The organism is Xanthomonas sp. NCPPB 1325, from assembly GCF_041477645.2.
Classification (GTDB): domain Bacteria; phylum Pseudomonadota; class Gammaproteobacteria; order Xanthomonadales; family Xanthomonadaceae; genus Xanthomonas; species Xanthomonas cannabis.
The window spans coordinates 3,766,219-3,783,213 of the sequence record NZ_CM192985.1; the positions used below are offsets into that span (position 1 = coordinate 3,766,219).

Consider the following 16,995-nt stretch of genomic DNA (forward strand, 5'->3'; position numbering starts at 1 on the left):
TGCGCCAGTTGCCGGCGCTCACGCACCTGGTACAGCGCTACCCCAGTACCACCTGCTCGCCCTCGACGCGCACCGGCACCGCTACCAGCGACTGCCCGCGACAGGGCCCGCTGATGCATTCGCCGGCATCAAGCTCGAACGCCGCGCCATGGGCTGCGCAGACCAGGTGACCATCTTTGGTCGTGAGGAACTGCCCCGGCGCCCAGTCCAGCCGGCGGCCGGCGTGCGGGCAGATGTTCAACCACGCGCGCACCTGCAGGCCCTGGCGATACACCACCAGCGACTCGGTGCCCTCGCCCAACGCTGCTTCGACTTCCAGCACTCCGGCATCGGGAATCTGCGTCAACGCGATGCGTGTGGCCCAGGAAGACGAGGACATAGACCTTGAAAGAGTGAGGAGTGGCCGCCGATTGTGGCATGCGACTGCGCGCGCGTCGGCGCGCTGCCTGCCGGGCGTGAGTGACCGCAGGACCGGGCGGTCACCCATACACCTTGGCTAACGCAGACCTCGGTCAGCGCGCCGCATGTGATGCGTTTAACAAAACTGGCGTTGGATTAACGAAGTTTTCACTCAATGACATGAAACCGCAACGATACTTCGCGCTTGTTTCCTGCCCGGCAGCCCACCGCCATGCCTGCACGCTTGTTCCAATACGGCAACCTCCATTCCCTGTTTGCGCCCCGCAAGCCGCGTCACCCATTGGTGCGCGTTGCTGCCGGCCTGGCAGGCCTGGCGATTCTTGCGGTGCTGATCTTCTTCAGCGTGTTTGTCGGCGCGGCCATGATACTGGGCGGTATTGCCTGGAAGGTCTTGAGCAAGTCGCACCGTAGCCCCCCGCAGCAGGCGCGCGTGGTCGACGCCGAGTACCGCGTGGTACGCAAGCCCGCGTTGCCGATGTCGCACTGAGTGCCCAGACGCTTGTGCTGTACATCCCGCAGCGTCTCGCCGCGGGAATGAAACCCCGCTACCTGCATCGGCATGTGCTCGCACATGCCGATCTGCATTGCGGGCCTGAACATGTCGGGTCCTCGCGGTGCGGGCGGTCGTCCACGCGCGCTTCAGCAGTGAAGGTTCCGTCGTACACAGCCAAGCGGCTAGACTCACGCGTCCCCCGTTCGAGGATGCGCGCATGACCCACGATGTGATTCCCGCCGCCGATGTTCCGCGCATTCCGGTGGTGGGTGGCGGCAGCTTTCCGGTGCACCGCATCTATTGCGTGGGGCGTAACTTCGCCGACCACGCGCGCGAGATGGGCGCCAGCGCGCCGGCGTCCAAGGCCGAACGCGGTCAGCCGACCTTTTTCATGAAGCCTGCCGATGCCGTCGTGGTCGGTCACGGCGACCAGATCCCCTACCCGCCCGGCACCAGGGAGCTGCATCACGAGGTGGAGCTGGTGGTGGCACTCGGCAGCGATGCACCTGAGGGCGAATTGCCGGTGGAACAGGCCGAACGCCTGATCTACGGTTATGGCGTGGGCCTGGATCTGACCCGCCGCGATCTGCAGGCCGCTGCCAAGGCCAAGGGCCTGCCGTGGGATATCGCGAAAGGCTTCGACCATTCCGCACCGGTCAGCGAGTTGGTGCATGCCGGCGAAGTCGGCGCGCTGGAGGCGCTGAATCTGTCGCTGGAGGTCAACGGACAGGTGCGCCAGCAATCGTTGCTGGACCAGATGATCTGGAACGTGCCGGAGATTTTGCACGAGCTGTCCAAGCTGTATGCACTGCGCGCGGGCGACCTGATCTTCATGGGCACGCCGGCCGGCGTCGGCCCGCTGCTGCCGGGCGACCAGTTCAGTGCTCGCCTGGAAAACGTCGCCGAACGCCACGGCATCATCGCGGGCTGACATCGGCCGGGCTACGATCGGGCCGCGGCAGTTGGTCCGCGACCGCATCAGGAGTGCGATATGGGAATGGTCAGCGAATTCAAGCAATTCGCGATGCGCGGCAATGTCATCGACCTGGCTGTCGGTGTGGTCATCGGTGCGGCGTTCGGCAAGATCGTCACCGCGTTGGTGGAAAAGATCATCATGCCGCCGATCGGTTGGGCCATCGGCAATGTGGATTTCTCGCGCCTGGCGTGGGTGCTCAAGCCTGCGGAAGTGGATGCCACCGGCAAGGAGATTCCGGCCGTGGTGGTCGGCTATGGTGATTTCATCAACACCGTGGTGCAGTTCGTGATCATCGCGTTTGCGATCTTCCTGGTGGTCAAGCTGATCAACCGCCTGAGCCATCGCAAGCCCGACGCGCCCAAGGGCCCGAGCGAAGAAGTGCTGCTGCTGCGCGAGATTCGCGACTCGCTCAAGACCGACACGCTGAAGACGCCGGGCGCGCCGTAAGCGGACGCAACCAACGCGCGCTTCGCGCGCAGGGATGACTTTTCGCACGCCGACCGGGGACCTTGCGCTGATAAGCTCAGGGTCCCCTCGTCGTTGGAGCGTCCTGCATGCGTCGCCTCGCTGTTGCCATCTCTGCCCTACTCGCCTGCTCCTGCGCGCTCGCCGCACAGACCAGCATTCCCGACAGCGCATTGCGCACCGCGGCGCAGTTGCGCGAGCAGGCCCTGGCCGATGACACCGGCTTTGCGGTGGTGCAATCGCTCACCACCGAAGTGGGCCCGCGCATTGCCGGCGGCGAAGCAGATCCGCGTGCGGTGGCCTGGGCCAAGGCCAAGTTCCAGTCGCTGGGCTTCGACAAGGTGTGGACCGAGCCGGTGAGCTTTCCCAAGTGGGAACGCCGCAGCGAACATGCGGCGGTCGTCGGCGCGCACGCGCAGCCACTGACCGTGACCGCGCTGGGCGGCAGCCCCGGCGGCACGGTCGAAGGCGAGGTGGTGCGGTTTGAAAACCTGGCCGCGCTGCAGGCCGCGCCGGCCGGATCGCTGGCCGGCAAGATCGCATTCGTCGATTACCAGATGGTCAAGGCGCGCGACGGCAAGGATTACGGCAATGGCGGTGCCGTGCGCAGCAAAGGACCGTCGGAAGCGATTCGCAAGGGCGCAATTGGATTTGTGATGCGCTCGGCCGGCACCGACTCGCACCGCGTGCCGCATACCGGCATCACCCGTTTCGATGAGGGCCTGACGCCGGTGCCGGCCGCGGCGCTGTCGGTACCCGATGCCAACCAACTGGCTCGCCTCGCTGCGCTGGGCACGACGCGCCTGCGGCTGGCGCTGGACTGCGGCTGGGACGGCACGGCCACCTCGTACAACGTCATCGGCGAGATCACCGGGCGCAGCAAGCCCAAGGAAGTGGTGGTGATCGGCGGGCATCTGGATTCGTGGGATCTGGGCACAGGTGCGATCGACGACGGTGCCGGCGTGGCGATCACCATGGCTGCCGGCCACCTGATCGGCCAGCTCAAGCAGGCACCCAAGCGCACGATTCGTGTCGTGGCCTTTGCCAACGAGGAGCAAGGCCTGTACGGCGGCAAGGCGTATGCCGCCGCGCACGGCAGGAACGCCAAGGACCTGGCGCTGCATCAGATTGGCGCAGAGAGCGACTTCGGCGCCGGGCGCATCTATGCGTTCAACACCGGCTCTGCCGCCCCGGACGACTCGCGTGCCGCGACCAAGCAGATTGCCGAGGTGCTGGCACCACTGGGCATCGCGTATGCGCCGGACAAGGGCGGCCCCGGTCCGGATGTGGGGCCGATTTCCGCCAAGGGCGGCGCCTGGGCCTGGCTGGCGCAGGACGGCACCGATTACTTCGACCTGCACCACACCGCCGACGACACGCTGGACAAGATCGACCCGAAGGCGCTTGCGCAGAACGTGGCCGCCTACACCGTGTTCGCCTATCTGGCAGCCGAGGCAGATGGCGATTTCGGCAGCCGCGCAAAGTCTGTGCAACCGCCGAACGAGTAATCTGGGAACGCAGCGCGGCGTTGGCGTTTCTACTCCAGGACGAGCACACACGATGGTGGCCAAGCGGCAACGCAGTGCAAACAACGCGGCGACGTTGCTGGACGTCGCCAAACATGCAGGCGTGTCGCCGATGACCGCATCGCGCGTGATCAACCGGCATCCGCATGTCGGCCAGGACATGCGCACGCGCGTGGAAGCGTCGGTGCAGGCGCTAGGCTACCGCCCCAATCTTGCAGGCCGCTCGCTGCGTACCAGCGGCCTGTTGCGCATCGGCGTGCTGTACAGCAATCCCAGTGCGGCCTACCTCAATCAATTCATGCTCGGGCTGCTGGAGCAGAGCAGCCTCAATGGCAGCCAGGTGCTGGTGGAAAAATGCGGCGCCATCCGCAGCCAGCGCGCAGCGACCGAACGCCTGCTCGCCGCCGGCGTGGATGGGGTGATCCTGCCGCCGCCACTGTGCGATTCGCGGCAGACCATTGCCGAACTGGATGCGCGCGGCATCCCGGTGGTGGCCGTGGCCAGCGGCGCGCCGATGGCGCAAATCAGCTCGGTGCGCATCGACGACTATCAGGCCGCACGCGCCATCGTCGCGCACCTGATCGAGCTCGGGCATCGTCGTATCGCGCTGATCAAGGGCGACCCGAAACACACCCCAAGCGCGCTGCGCGCCAACGGATATCTGGACAGCCTGCAGGCCGCCGGCCTGCCGATCACCGACGCGTTGATCGCCGACGGGCTGTTTACCTACCACTCCGGTCTGCTCGCAGCGCGTAGCCTGCTGGCGCAGCCGCACCCACCCACTGCGGTCTTTTGCAGCAACGACGACATGGCTGCCGCAGCGGTGGCGGTGGCGCATGGTCTGGGCCTGCGCGTGCCCGAAGACGTGTCGGTGGCCGGCTTCGACGACACACCGGTCGCCACCACCATCTGGCCGGAACTCACCACCGTGCATCAACCGGTCACCGCGATGGGCCGTGCGGCGGTGTCGTTGCTTGCCGACGCCATTCGGCAACGGCGCAAGGGCGATGCCGCCCACGGGGTGCATCAGGTGATGAAATACACCCTGGTCAAACGCGGTTCGACGGCTGCGCCGCCAAAGGGATAGCCACTGCACCGGCAGTGCGCGCGCGCCGCAGCGACGCAATGTCATCGAAGAAGATACTGCTGCCCGGAATCATCGCGCTGGCCTTCGTGGCGACACATGCCAATGAATTTGCGAGCAAGGCGTCATTAGCGCGGTATGGCTAATTTCGTAGAGACACAGAAAGAATCGGTACGGCGTTGATCCGTAGCGCCTCCTACTCGGTCTATGCGCAGACAGACCACCGATCGAGCGAAGTAACGGGCCAACCGCACCTGCGGTATCCCCGGCAGCCGCGTGGCTGCCGGGGACATTTACACAACATCAGCGACACAGCGGTAGCACCCTTGCAGTGGACGCCATCGCAGACCTCACGATCGGCGATGCGGGCACGCTGCGTGCGCCTGCCGCGTCACCTGTTCGGCTTGGCTCGCACGACAGCTGACGGGGCGCTCGCTCCTGCCGCGCTGTTTGCAGTCACCACATAGTCGTAGTCGGCGCCATTGCTGACCGACTGATCGACATACGATGCCGCTGCGACATTGGCCCCCACCGTAGTGAATGCACCGGCTCCACCGGCACGCCGCTGCACCGTGTAGCTGGTCGCGCCGGCCACTGGCGACCAGCTCAGCCTGACCCGGCTGTCGCCGACGGCGGCGGTGAGGCCGCGCGTTGCGCTCGGCGCGGCGACCGGTGCCGCGGTGGCCACCGCGGTGCTGGCAGTTGCGATGACCGGGTACGCGTTGTTCACCAGTTCGATGAACTGGTTATGGAACCACGCACCGGAGATCGGCGCACCGGCGAGCGCGCCGGTCAACACGCCATCGCCCGTGGTGTACGTGGGGTCGCACATGCGATCGAAGCCCTTGCCCTCGTTGTTCGGAATCAGGGTGCTGGACCCATCGGACTCGCCCGGCGGCTTGACCCAGGCATACGCGTCCAGGTGCGGGCCCGGCGCGGCGGTCGGAAGCGCGCCGATGCCCGCGCCACTTTGATTGCACCAGTTGCCGCGATGCAGGCGGCGATCGACGCGGCCGGTATTGACGTACGAATTGATGTCGCTACCGAAGGCGCTGGTGGGGCGATTCGGACCACCCCAGCCGTTGCGGCCGGTATCGATGATGAAGCCGATCGTGCTGGGCCAACCCGCGCTGACAAATCCGTTGTACAGGGCCTGGGTGAAATCGGTCTCGTCGAAATACGGATTCCATTCGTAGAATTTCGCCGACTTGATCGGCTGACCATTCACGCTCAACTCGGGATTGGGCAGATTCGGCTCATTCAGCGGCGTGGTGTTGGCGGTATTGGTGACGAAGCCATCCACGCTTGCCAGACCCGCACTCGTCCCTTGCACCACGCGGGTATACAGCGAGATGGACGGACCGCGGTTGCTGTCCCAGCCCAGCCAGCCGGAGTGGCCGATATCCAGATAATTGTAGGTATTGGGTATCGCGTGCAGTTTATTCAGCGCGTACTTGATGCCTTCTTCGTAGATTCCGGTCGAATTGGCAAGCGCGCAGCGCATGTCATTCAAATTAGTGACCAGATTGGGCAGGCTGTCGGGCTCGATGACATTGACGATACGAATATCTTTGTATTTGGGATCGGCGAAGATGGCCGCGATCACATCGATATATTCCTTCTTGTAACGCTCCAGCGCGGCGGGCGTGAGCGGCAATTCACCATTGGACGCCAGTGCATGGCAATCGCGTCCGGGTAGATCGTAAATGACGAAGCTGGCAGTGATCGGCGTATTGGCCTTTTTCTGCGCCAGCGCCGCATCCAGATGCCCCCTCAGACCGAGCCGCCCGGCATTTTGCGAACCACCGGCGATTGCCGCGATACGATCGAGCCACACTGCGGTCGGCAGGGTTTTGACCACGCCCATCTTGGCCTTCAACGGAACGCCCTTTATCTTCGCGATCGATGCATCGACTTTCTTGGCGTAATCCGGATTGACATAACCGGTGGCACCAACGAATGGATTATCGACGTGGGCCTGCGCGCAGACCGTCGCCACGACCATCGGGTTCAATGCCAACAGCGATAACGCCATGGCGCGCTTGACGTGACGATGGATGCCCTTGCTGGAATTCATGATATTCACCTGGTTTTATTGGATGGTGTTTATGCCGATTCACTGCAGCACTGCCTGTCTTTGGCTTGCGTTCTTCCTTTGTCGGGGCACCCATCGGAGATAGCTGGAGCCACTCAAACACGCTCCGTCGGCGTCCCGCCGAAGAGCATTTGCATGGCATTACGTTGATGATGCCCAGGCAGAGACGCAGGCCAATGGCCTGTTTGTCTCTGAGGACAGCACCCAAGACCTCGGATTTGGCGGCTAGCGCGCTCGCAACGCGATCATCCTTGCGATGCTGGCCACCGTGATGTGCGGAGTATCTCCAGGGAGCGAATGAGCGATCAGCATGGAACGCTGTGCCTGCGAACCGGGGGGTCGGGTTCGCCATGCGGAAACTACGCTGCATAACAAGCATAAGCAATCGTCAAACATTGCGGTTGCACACAGATCCAGCCACTGCCCGCGACCGAGTTTCAACAGCAGGCAGTACTACACAAATGGATGTGCCATCACGCACAAAAAAAACGGCCACATCGCTTCCCGACGATGCGGCCGAATGGGAGGGTACCCAACGTTGCCGTCGGGCGTACTGCAACACCGGCAAACCGGTGACGGGAAGAAAGCGCAATGACCGCTTGGAGAGGGAGAAACAGAAAACCATGTGCGACACGGCGCAGGGGTGCGCCGTGTCGCACATTGGTACATCGCATCAAACCGTCACATCAGAAGCGCAGACGCAGGCCGGCATAGTAACGACGCTCGAAGATGTTCTGGTCGTAATAGTGGTTGGTCCACTGCGCGTAACGCCGCTCACTTTCACCGGTGAGGTTGGTGGCTTGCGCGTAGAGCGTCAGGTGATCGTTGACGTCGTAACTGAAGGAGGCGTCCAGGTAGCCGACGTCGTCGTTCCAGATGGCCAGCTCATCGCCCCACGCACCGCTGTTGACCTGGCTGAAGCGCTTGCTGCGCCAGTTATAGGCCACACGCGCCTGCAACTTGTCCTTCTGGTACCACAACACCGCGTTGGCCTGATGCTTGGAGTTGTCGCCGATGGGCAACGTATTGCCTTCGATATCGGTGTTGTCGGTGTCGGCGTCGGAGAAGGTGTAGTTGATGTTGGTGCCGAACCCGCTCAACCAGCCCGGCAGGAAGTCGAACGCCTGCTGGTAGCCGATTTCGAAACCCTTGATCTTGCCGCCACCGCCGTTGACGATGCGCTCCACCGGGCCGCCCAGCCGCACCACGCCATCGGCGTCGGGCTGGGGCTCGATGTTGGTCACCGTGGTCGGGAACGACTTCACATCGATGAGGAAGGCACCCACGCTGATCAACGACGCGTCGGAGAAATACCATTCCCACGAGGCGTTGTAGTTGGTGGCGCGGTACGGATCCAGATCCGGGTTACCCGAGCGTCCGTTGAGGAACAGCACCGCATCGGAGGGCAGCGCCGGGTTGCGCGGCGGTGTGCCGTTGACGGCATAGAAGCTCACCAGGCCGCGCCCCAGATCGGGCAGGTCCTGACGCGCGACAGCCTTGTTGTAGGCAAAGCGCAGCTTCTGCGCGTCGGTGATGTCCAGCGATAGGTTGGCGGTGGGCAGCACGTCGGTGTACTGACGATTCAAGCGGTTGGTCCCGATCGCCGGGCTGACGCCATTCCATTCCACGTTGCCGATAAACACATTGCCGCTGCTCAGGTATTGATCGATCGCCAGCTTGGTCTGCACGATGCGTGCGCCGATGTTGGCCGTCCACGGCACCGCACTGCCTGTTCCGCCTTCCAGGTTCGCAAGAAAATACGCCGCAGTGCTCTTCTCGGCGACCTTGTACGAGTCGGCGGCCTGCTGGTACGCCACATTGCCGGGGTACAGGCTGTTGAGATACGCCACCGGGTCCTTCATGACCTGCGGGTTGATTGCCGGCAAGCCCTGGCTGCCCAGGCCGGTGACCTTGAGCGGATCGAAGTCGTTGAAGTACGCCCAGTAGCCGGGAATCGAATTGAACGGCAGCAGGCGCGCTTCCGAGACACCGCTGCAGGTGTCCACGATCAGCGGGTCCTTGAAGTAATACAGCGAACGGTTGGGATCGGCGCAGCTGGTGGACACCGGCGACAGGTACCGATAGGTGTCCAGCTTGACCTCGCGCTCGCCATAGCGAATGCCGAACTGGAAGCCGCGCACCACGCCTTCATCGAACTCGAAGGTGCCGTCGGCGCGGAAGGCGTCCATCGTCGCTTCGATCTTGTTGCCCTGCGCCCAGGTGGACATCAGCTGCCAATTGTCCGGGTTGGACACGTCGGTGCCGAGGTTGACCGCCGGGTAGGTGCCACGGAAATCCACCGAGGCATCCACCGTGGGCAGGCCATTGGCATTGGCCCATTGGGTGACACCACCGGCACGCGTGATCTGGTCGCCGCGCGTCACCACCGCATCGGCACGCGCTTCGTCGTAGGTGCGCTGCGCATCGCCGTGCACCCAGCGGAACGATGCACGGAACGGGCCGCCATCGTCGAAACGCAGTTCCAGATTGGTATTGAGCGAATCCGAATCGGCAACGCCGGCCATCGAGTGCGCCTGGAACCGGTTGTAGCGGAACTGGCCGTATTCGAGCACACCGTTGGAATCGACCACCGACCCCGGTTGCAACTGGTTGGTCGCCCAGCCGGTGTGCAGCTGCGCGGCCACCGAGGTGTCCTGGTCTTCGAGCTTGGTGTAGGCCGCATCGGCCAGCACCGTCCACGAGTCGTTGATGTTGAACTGGAACGACCCGTTGACGCCGGTACGCTGGCGATCGGTGCTGCGGTTGTCCAGCTCCGTCGCCACCCAGTTGTAGAAGTAATCGCGCGGCAGGTTGGACGGATCGGTATTGCTGCCGATGCGGCCATCGCCATTGAAGTCGAAGCCCACGTTCTGCTCGGTGGACTTCTGCGCGCCGTTGGAATACACGCTGGGGTGCTTGTTCTCCAGCGTGGCATCGGAATACGACACCGCCAGCAAGGCGCCCCAGCGCTCGGTCCGGAAGCTGGCCAGGCCCGAGTACAGCTCGTTGAGCTCCTGCACGCGATCGCCGTAGGAGCCCTCGGCCTGGCCGCTGAAGGTCCAGCCTTCGGGCAGATCGAACGGGCGACGCGTCTTCAGCGAGACGGTGCCGCTGATGCCGCCATCCAGATCGGCGGCGGTGGGCGACTTGATGACGTCCACACCACTGAACAACGTCGGCGGAATATCGACAAAGTCCGGCTGCGCGCGACCGATGTTGGGCTGGCCGAACTGGTCACCGCCACCGGCGCTCAGATACAGCTCGCCGTTCATGGTGGTCTGCACCTGCGGCATACCGCGGATATTGAGCTGCGAGCCCTCGCCGGCCGAGCGCCGGATCTGGACGCCGGGCACGCGCTGCAGCGAGTCGGTGATGGTGACGTCGGGCAGCTTGCCGATGTCTTCGGCCGAGATCGAATCGATGATCTGCGCAGCGGTGCGCTTGTTCTCGATGGCCTCGGCCTGCGCGCCACGCACGCCCTTGACCATTACCTTGTCCAACTCGGTGACGCCCGGGGTGCTACCGGCGTCCTGCGCGGCGGCCTGTGCAGCCGCCAGGGTGAGTGCAACCGCGAGCGCGGCGGCCAGCGGGGTGTGGCGGGTACTGCGATGCAGCTTGTTCATGGTCCCCTCCCAGGGATGACGACAATCCACGACCGTTTCGAATGGCAATGCCGGGGGGGCACTGCGGTGTTGGCTGGCACGCCGGGTGACGCGCCAGTGCAAACGCCGTGCAGCGCGCACGGCGTGGCAAGCTATCGGCGCGGCTACGGAAGCCCGCTCGCAGCGCCGGTTGAGGGTTCGACATTCCAGCCGCGCACCTGCAGCGTGGCGTTACGCAAGGTGGCGGCCGATGGCCCGCGGATCTCCACCTCGCGCTGCTCGCCCGGTACCAGGCTCAGGTAGTTGTCGCTGTAGTACGCCGGCAGGATGCGTTGGCCTTGCGCATCCACCAGGGTCAACTTGGTGTTGAGCGCCACCTGCTGCGAGGGGTTGCGCACGGTGGCACGCAACACCGGCTCTGCGCCGTCTTCCAGCCGCGTGGTGAGCTGCACCGGTACCGCGGCCAGCGCATCCAGGCCGCGCATGGCAGCCGCATCGCGCGCCACCCAATAGAAGTTGCGCGAACGCACCACCGCATCACGATCGAGCAACTGCAAGCGCACAAAGCCCAGCCCGTGGGTGTCCTTGAGCAACGGCGCCAGCTGCATCACCGGTGCCGAGACCGCAACAGCGGCGGCATCGACCGCTTGTTCGCGTTGCTGCAGCAGCGCACCGTTGGTGCCATAGATCTCCGCCCGTACCCGCAAGCCGCGCACCGGGTCGGTGGCGTTGTTGACCACCACCACCTCGTGACCCGGCAGGTTCATCTGCACATGCAGCATCTCAGCCGCGTTGCGCACACCGTAGTAGGCGGCATGGGTGTCGTAATCGTGGCTGTAGATCTGCCACATGTTGCTGGGCCAGGCGGGATGGCTCATCCACAGCAGGCGCCCGCTGTTCTTGGTCCACAGCTGCGCGTTGAAGCCTTCGAAGATGGCACGATGGGTGTCGTAGTTGAGCAGCTGCGCCTTGCGCTCGAAGTCTTCCAGGCTGGTGGGCGCACCAAGCTTGTCGGTGAGCGAGCGCATGAAGCTGGCGGTGTCGCCATTACCGGACTGGTGCCAGTCGTGGTACGCCCAGGCATCGCTGATCGGCCACTGATCGCCCACTGCCGGGACTGAGGCCTTGAACGACTCCAGGGTGGAAAACGATGGCGTGCCCACCTCTACCGAAAAGCCCTGCGCCAATGCATTGAAGTAGCCCACCGGCTCGCGGTAGTTGTACGGGCCGCTGCCTTGCAGATTGACCTGATTGGAACTGCCGGTGTACCAGCGCGTGCCGTCAAGTTCGGCCACGAGCTTGTCCAGGCCTTCGTTGAGGATCGGCGCGGGCACGCCTTCGTTGCGGCCGAACCACAGCACGATGGACGGGTGATTGCGGAAACGCTTGATCACCTCGGCCGCGTTGTCAAGGAATAGCGCCGCGTCGGCCGGCTCCATGTTGTAGTTCTGGGTGGACTGCCAGAAGTCGTTGAGCACCAACATGCCGTACTCGTCGGCCAGATCGAAGAAGCTGCTCTGGGTGTTCTGCCCCACCCAGTTGCGCACCACATTGAAATGCGCGTCGCGCTGCAGCCGGAAGTACGGTTCCAGCCGCTCGCGCGATACGCGCTTGCGCCAATCGTCCATGCCCCAGTTGCCGCCCTTGACGGCGATGCGCACGCCATTGATGCGCAGGGCCAGGTACGGTGTCAGCGCATCGTCCTTCAGTGGTGTGACCGCCGGCGACACGGCGGCCCCGGGATAGAACGATTGCGCATCGCCACCGGGCACGGGACGGATCGCGCTGTGGCGCGCATCCACAATGCGCTCGCCACGCAAACGCGCCTTGTTGAAATCCACCAGCACCCGCCGCAGCGCGCCATCCTCATCGAACAGCGACAACTCGTAGGTGACCTCGCGAATGCCGAAGCGCAACTGCTGCGTGTCCGAACGTGCACCGGCAACCTCCACCCCCACCTGCAGGGTGTACAGCGCCGGCTCGCCATAGCCGTTGGGCCACCACAGGCGTGGGTTGGCGATGATCAACTGCGGGGTGTCGGCGGCGCTGAGCTTGAGCGTGGTGCCGCCTGCCGGCACGTTGACCTCGCGCTGGATGCGCACATCGCCAATGGCCAACTGCACGGTGCCCTGCACGGGCGCAGCACCGTCGTTGCGCAGCGGCACGCTGACTTCGAGCTCGGCGCGACGATGATCCGGTGCCAGGCGCGTGGTGACCACCTGGGTATCGCCGATGGTGACCGGCCCGGTGGCATGCAGCTGCACGTCCTGCCACAAACCGGCGTTACGGTCGCGCACGGCCGGAATCCAGTCCCAGCCCTCGCTGGCGATGAAGGTGGGTCCGTCCAGCGCCTGCACGCCGCCGTTTTCGCCAACGCCGGCGGTCATCGACTGCTCATGCGCAATGCCCGGATGCGGCGGTGGCGATACGCGCACTGCGACGACATTGCGGCCGGGCCTGAGCTGCTTGCTGACATCGAAGCGACCGCGTGCAAATGCACCGCGCGTGCGCCCGACCTGCGTGCCGTTGACCCAGATTTCGCCGGCATAGTTGATGCCGTTGAACAGCAGCTCCAGCCGCTTGCCTTGCGCGTCGGCGGGCAGATCGAAACTGCTGCGGTACCACCAGTCCTGCCGGCTCAGCGATTCGGGAATGGCCATGTTGTTGAGGCCGATATCCGGATCCGGATACACGCCGCGATCGACCAACGTGGTGAGCACCGTGCCCGGTACCGTGGCCACACGCCAGGCGCCGCCAACGGCCGTATCGCCACGCGACAACGTGGCGCCGGTGGCGGGCCCGAGATCCGGCGCGGCTGCCAGTTGCCACGCGCCTACCCGCCAGGCAGTGGCATCCAGCGGCTGCAAGGCCGGAGCGTTCGGCACCGGCTTGGCCACCGGCGCAGAAAACGCCGCTGCACTGCGCGGCAACGTTGCGGGCGCCTGTGGCGCCAACTGCCCGGCCATTTGCTTGACCTGTACCTGCCACGCCGGCGATGCATCCTCGAAGCGCTGCAGCGCCGGGTCCGGCGTCTGTGCGGCCAGCTGCGCGACGGCGGCCGCCTCCAGTGCCTGCGCCTGCGCGGTGAAGCCGGCGATCTCGCCACCGAAGTGCTGCGTGTAGGCGGCCGGTTGCTCGCGCGGGCCGAACATCAGCACCGGCGCCACTGCACGTTGCCGGGCGGCACCGCTGGCAACCTGGCGGCCGTTGGCGTACAGCGTCAGACGCCCGCCACGGGCGACGGCGGCCACCTGCGTCCACTCGCCTGGGCGTAGCGCCTGCTTGCTGCGCAGCACGCTATCGGCACCCTGCACGAAGCCGAGCTTGCCGGCATCGATCGCGAAGTAGCGGCCTGCATCCTTGGGATCGCCGACACCGGCAATCAGGGCCGGCCCGGTGCTCGCGCGCGATGGGCGTATCCACGCCGACAGGCTCCAGTCCGCGTTGGCGGCCAGCAGCGGTGCATCGGCGGCGAGCTTCTTTGCCAGCCCCATCCCGCCCGCGAGCACGCGGACATCGTAAGGCCCCGGCGGATTCGCATCGGCGGGCGCAGCCTCCACTGCAGTCCAGCTCATGCAACCACACAACAACCACAGCGCTCCACGGCGGAACGCCTTGCGAACCATCAGCATTAGAGGCCTCTCCCAAGCTCTACTGCCACGCAACGGTGCACACCACGTCCGTGCAACCGACCAGCGTCCATCCGGACAGTGCGTCGCTCGCGCTTGGTGATGCAGCCCGTGGCTGCCGCCCCTGTTTCAGCGGCCATGGTGCGAGGTAACGTTACCCCAAGGTGATATCGACGACAACCTTTCTGCGTTAGGGTTGGCGCTCCCAGGAGGAGGGACTCATGCGAAACCTGATCCAGTCCGCACTACCGGCGGCATGCGCATTGCTGTGGTTGATCGCAACGCCCGCAACCGCGCAGCGCCTGCGCGTGCAATCGCCCGACGCACGTACCGAAGTGGAATTCACCCTGCGCGAGGGCGGCGTGCCCAGCTATCGCGTGCTGTACCGCAACACGTTGGTGCTCGACGACGCACCGCTCGGATTGGATCTGGGCAACGCCGGCAAACTCGGCAGCGACATGCGCGTGCAAGACAGCACCACCGAAACGCATGACAGCCGGTTTGCCTTGCCGGTCGGCAAGACACAGCAGGGCCGCGATCACTACCGCGCGCTGCGTGTGCACTTGTCCGATCGACAGCAACGCCGGCTCACCATCGAACTACGCGCGTACGACGACGGTGTGGCACTGCGTTACGTATTGCCAGCCGCTGGCGAGGTGCGCATTCGCGACGAACTCACCAGCTTTGCGTTTCCACGCGACTACCCATGTTGGAGCTTGAATCTGGGCCGGTTCGGAACCAGCCACGAGGGCGAGTACGACGCCATCGCTGCGTCCAGATTGCGCCCGCACAACCTGCTCGAGTTGCCGCTGGTCTGCCAGACCGATGCCAAAGGCACCACGCTGGCGATTGCCGAGGCGAACCTGCGCGATTACGCCGGGCTCTACCTCGCTGGCCGCGCCGATGGCAGCCTGGGCGTCTCGGCCAGGTTGTCGCCACAGTTGGACAACCCCAGGCTGGCGGTCAGCATCGACGCCAAGGGGCGCGATTTCGCAACGCCGTGGCGGGTGATCATGCTGGGCGACACGCCTGCCAGCCTGATCGAATCCAACCTGATTTCCGCGTTGAATCCACCACCTGCCTTTGATGCAAGTTGGGTCCGCGCCGGTAAATCGGCATGGGACTGGTGGTCGGGCAGTCTGGCCAGCGGGGTGGCCAATCCGGGCATGAATACCGCCACGATCCAGCGCTATATCGACCACGCACAGCAGTTGAAGCTGCAATACATGCTGATCGATGACGGCTGGTATTACGGCAGCACCGGCGATGGCCAATACAACGCAGACGCCGATATCCGCCGGCCGGTGGCGCAACTGGATCTACCGGGTCTGGTCAGCTATGCGCGCAAGCGCGATGTCGGCCTGTGGCTGTGGGCACATTGGCGTGCGCTCGATGCACACATGGACGACGCACTGGCGTGGTACCAGCAACTCGGCATCAAGGGCATCAAGGTCGACTTCATGGACCGCGACGATCAGCAGATGGTGGACTTCTACCATCGCCTGCTGAGCAAGGCTGCCGAGCACAAGCTGCTGGTGGATCTGCACGGTGCGTATCACCCGACCGGCCTGGCCCGCACCTATCCCAACTATCTGACCCAGGAAGGCGTGCTGGGCGCGGAATACAACAAGTGGACCACCCGCATCACCGCCACGCATAACCTCACGCTGCCGTTTACGCGCATGTTGCTCGGGCCGATGGACTACACCCCGGGCGGCTTCCGCAATGTGCGCCCGGCCGAATTCAAGATGCAGCACATTGCACCGCAGGTCATGACCACGCGTGCGCAGCAGCTGGCGATGTATGTGGTGTACGAAAGCCCGTTCGCGGTGGTGGCCGACAGCCCGGAGCAATACGAAAACGTGCCGGCCGCGCAATTCCTGCGCGATGTGCCTGCAAGCTGGGACGAAACGCGTGCGCTGGACGGCGCGATCGGCGAGCACATCGCATTGGCGCGGCGCAGCGGCAAGGACTGGTATGTGGGCGCGATGACCAACGAACAGGCACGCACGCTGACCCTGCCGCTGTCGTTCCTGGGCAAAGGCAGCTGGACGGCGACGATCTATGCCGACGGCCAGGCCCCGACCGACGTGCGGATCGACACCCGCACACTCACCCGCAACGACACCCTGGAATTGGCGCTGGCTGCCAGCGGCGGCGCAGCGGTACGGCTGCACAAGCAGTAGCCAGCGCGTTGCGCTCAACGCGCAGTGATCTGCGCTGCGTCCCCTGCCCGCAGATCAAGACACGTGATCACCTGGAACATGCACACAACCAACCCCTCTCCCGCCGCGAGAGGGGTTGGCGCGCCGCTCGTGCCAGGCAGCGTTGCACTGCCTCCGGCGATCTGCATCCGCTTAGCGCATTACGCTTGGCGCGTGCCTGATGTCACGCAATGGAAGACGCCCGGAGACTTTTGAAAAATAGATAACCTAGTATGCGCGGGCCTTCACCGCAGGCCTGCGCCGACCACCGTCTTGCGGTCTGTCCCTGCGATGGTGATGGCACGGTGCGCATGGTTCGCCGCATGCACGCTGTCTCGCTCCGGCCCCAGGAAAGACACTGATGACCTTCCGTTCCAAGCGACCGATGTCGATCGGCCGCGCCATTGCTGCGCTTGTCATTTGCACGAGCGCTCAGGCCAGCCCCGCAGGCACGCTCCTGGCGCCCTCCACCTCAGTGGCCGATGACCAACGCATCGACGC

Annotated in this window: 10 protein-coding genes; 6 read left to right on the forward strand and 4 right to left on the reverse strand. The window is 64.7% G+C overall.

Going from position 1 to position 16,995, the window contains the following annotated elements; genetic code table 11:
- Positions 1–37 precede the first annotated feature (37 nt).
- Positions 38–379 carry a Rieske (2Fe-2S) protein gene (locus tag ACCQ10_RS15995; protein ID WP_372361244.1) on the reverse strand — a complete coding sequence of 114 codons (342 nt, stop codon included), beginning with the start codon at positions 377–379 and terminating at the stop codon, positions 38–40.
- 252 nt (positions 380–631) lie between these two features.
- Between ACCQ10_RS15995 and ACCQ10_RS16000 the strand changes: the two genes are divergently transcribed.
- From ACCQ10_RS16000 to ACCQ10_RS16020, 5 genes are all read left to right on the forward strand, one after another.
- On the forward strand, positions 632–907 hold the full coding sequence (locus tag ACCQ10_RS16000; RefSeq protein ID WP_047693074.1) for a membrane protein: 276 nt from the start codon (positions 632–634) through the stop codon (positions 905–907).
- 223 nt (positions 908–1,130) lie between these two features.
- The gene (locus ACCQ10_RS16005; protein WP_372361245.1) at positions 1,131–1,844 is read left to right on the forward strand and encodes a fumarylacetoacetate hydrolase family protein; all 714 of its coding nucleotides are present in this window, start codon (positions 1,131–1,133) and stop codon (positions 1,842–1,844) included.
- A gap of 60 nt (positions 1,845–1,904) precedes the next feature.
- A complete protein-coding gene (mscL, locus tag ACCQ10_RS16010; protein ID WP_372361246.1) occupies positions 1,905–2,336 on the forward strand; it encodes a large-conductance mechanosensitive channel protein MscL in 432 nt (143 codons plus the stop codon).
- Positions 2,337–2,443: 107 nt separating this feature from the next.
- Complete coding sequence (locus ACCQ10_RS16015; RefSeq protein ID WP_372361247.1) at positions 2,444–3,862, forward strand: M28 family peptidase; 1,419 nt, start codon at positions 2,444–2,446, stop codon at positions 3,860–3,862.
- Positions 3,863–3,914: 52 nt separating this feature from the next.
- Complete coding sequence (locus ACCQ10_RS16020) at positions 3,915–4,967, forward strand: LacI family DNA-binding transcriptional regulator (protein ID WP_372361248.1); 1,053 nt, start codon at positions 3,915–3,917, stop codon at positions 4,965–4,967.
- Between the two features lie 388 nt (positions 4,968–5,355).
- Here the strand turns inward: ACCQ10_RS16020 and ACCQ10_RS16025 are convergent, their stop codons facing one another.
- The 3 genes from ACCQ10_RS16025 to ACCQ10_RS16035 form a co-directional block, all read right to left on the reverse strand.
- Entirely contained in the window at positions 5,356–6,987 is a 1,632-nt protein-coding gene (locus ACCQ10_RS16025; RefSeq protein ID WP_506191976.1) for a glycoside hydrolase family 6 protein, read from the reverse strand.
- A 758-nt stretch (positions 6,988–7,745) separates the two neighbouring features.
- On the reverse strand, positions 7,746–10,682 hold the full coding sequence (locus ACCQ10_RS16030) for a TonB-dependent receptor (protein WP_372361249.1): 2,937 nt from the start codon (positions 10,680–10,682) through the stop codon (positions 7,746–7,748).
- 143 nt (positions 10,683–10,825) lie between these two features.
- Entirely contained in the window at positions 10,826–14,293 is a 3,468-nt protein-coding gene (locus tag ACCQ10_RS16035; RefSeq protein ID WP_372361250.1) for a glycosyl hydrolase 2 galactose-binding domain-containing protein, read from the reverse strand.
- A gap of 218 nt (positions 14,294–14,511) precedes the next feature.
- Between ACCQ10_RS16035 and ACCQ10_RS16040 the strand changes: the two genes are divergently transcribed.
- Positions 14,512–16,476 (forward strand): glycoside hydrolase family 97 protein, encoded by a 1,965-nt coding sequence (locus ACCQ10_RS16040; RefSeq protein ID WP_372361251.1) that lies wholly within the window; start codon positions 14,512–14,514, stop codon positions 16,474–16,476.
- Positions 16,477–16,995 lie beyond the last annotated feature (519 nt).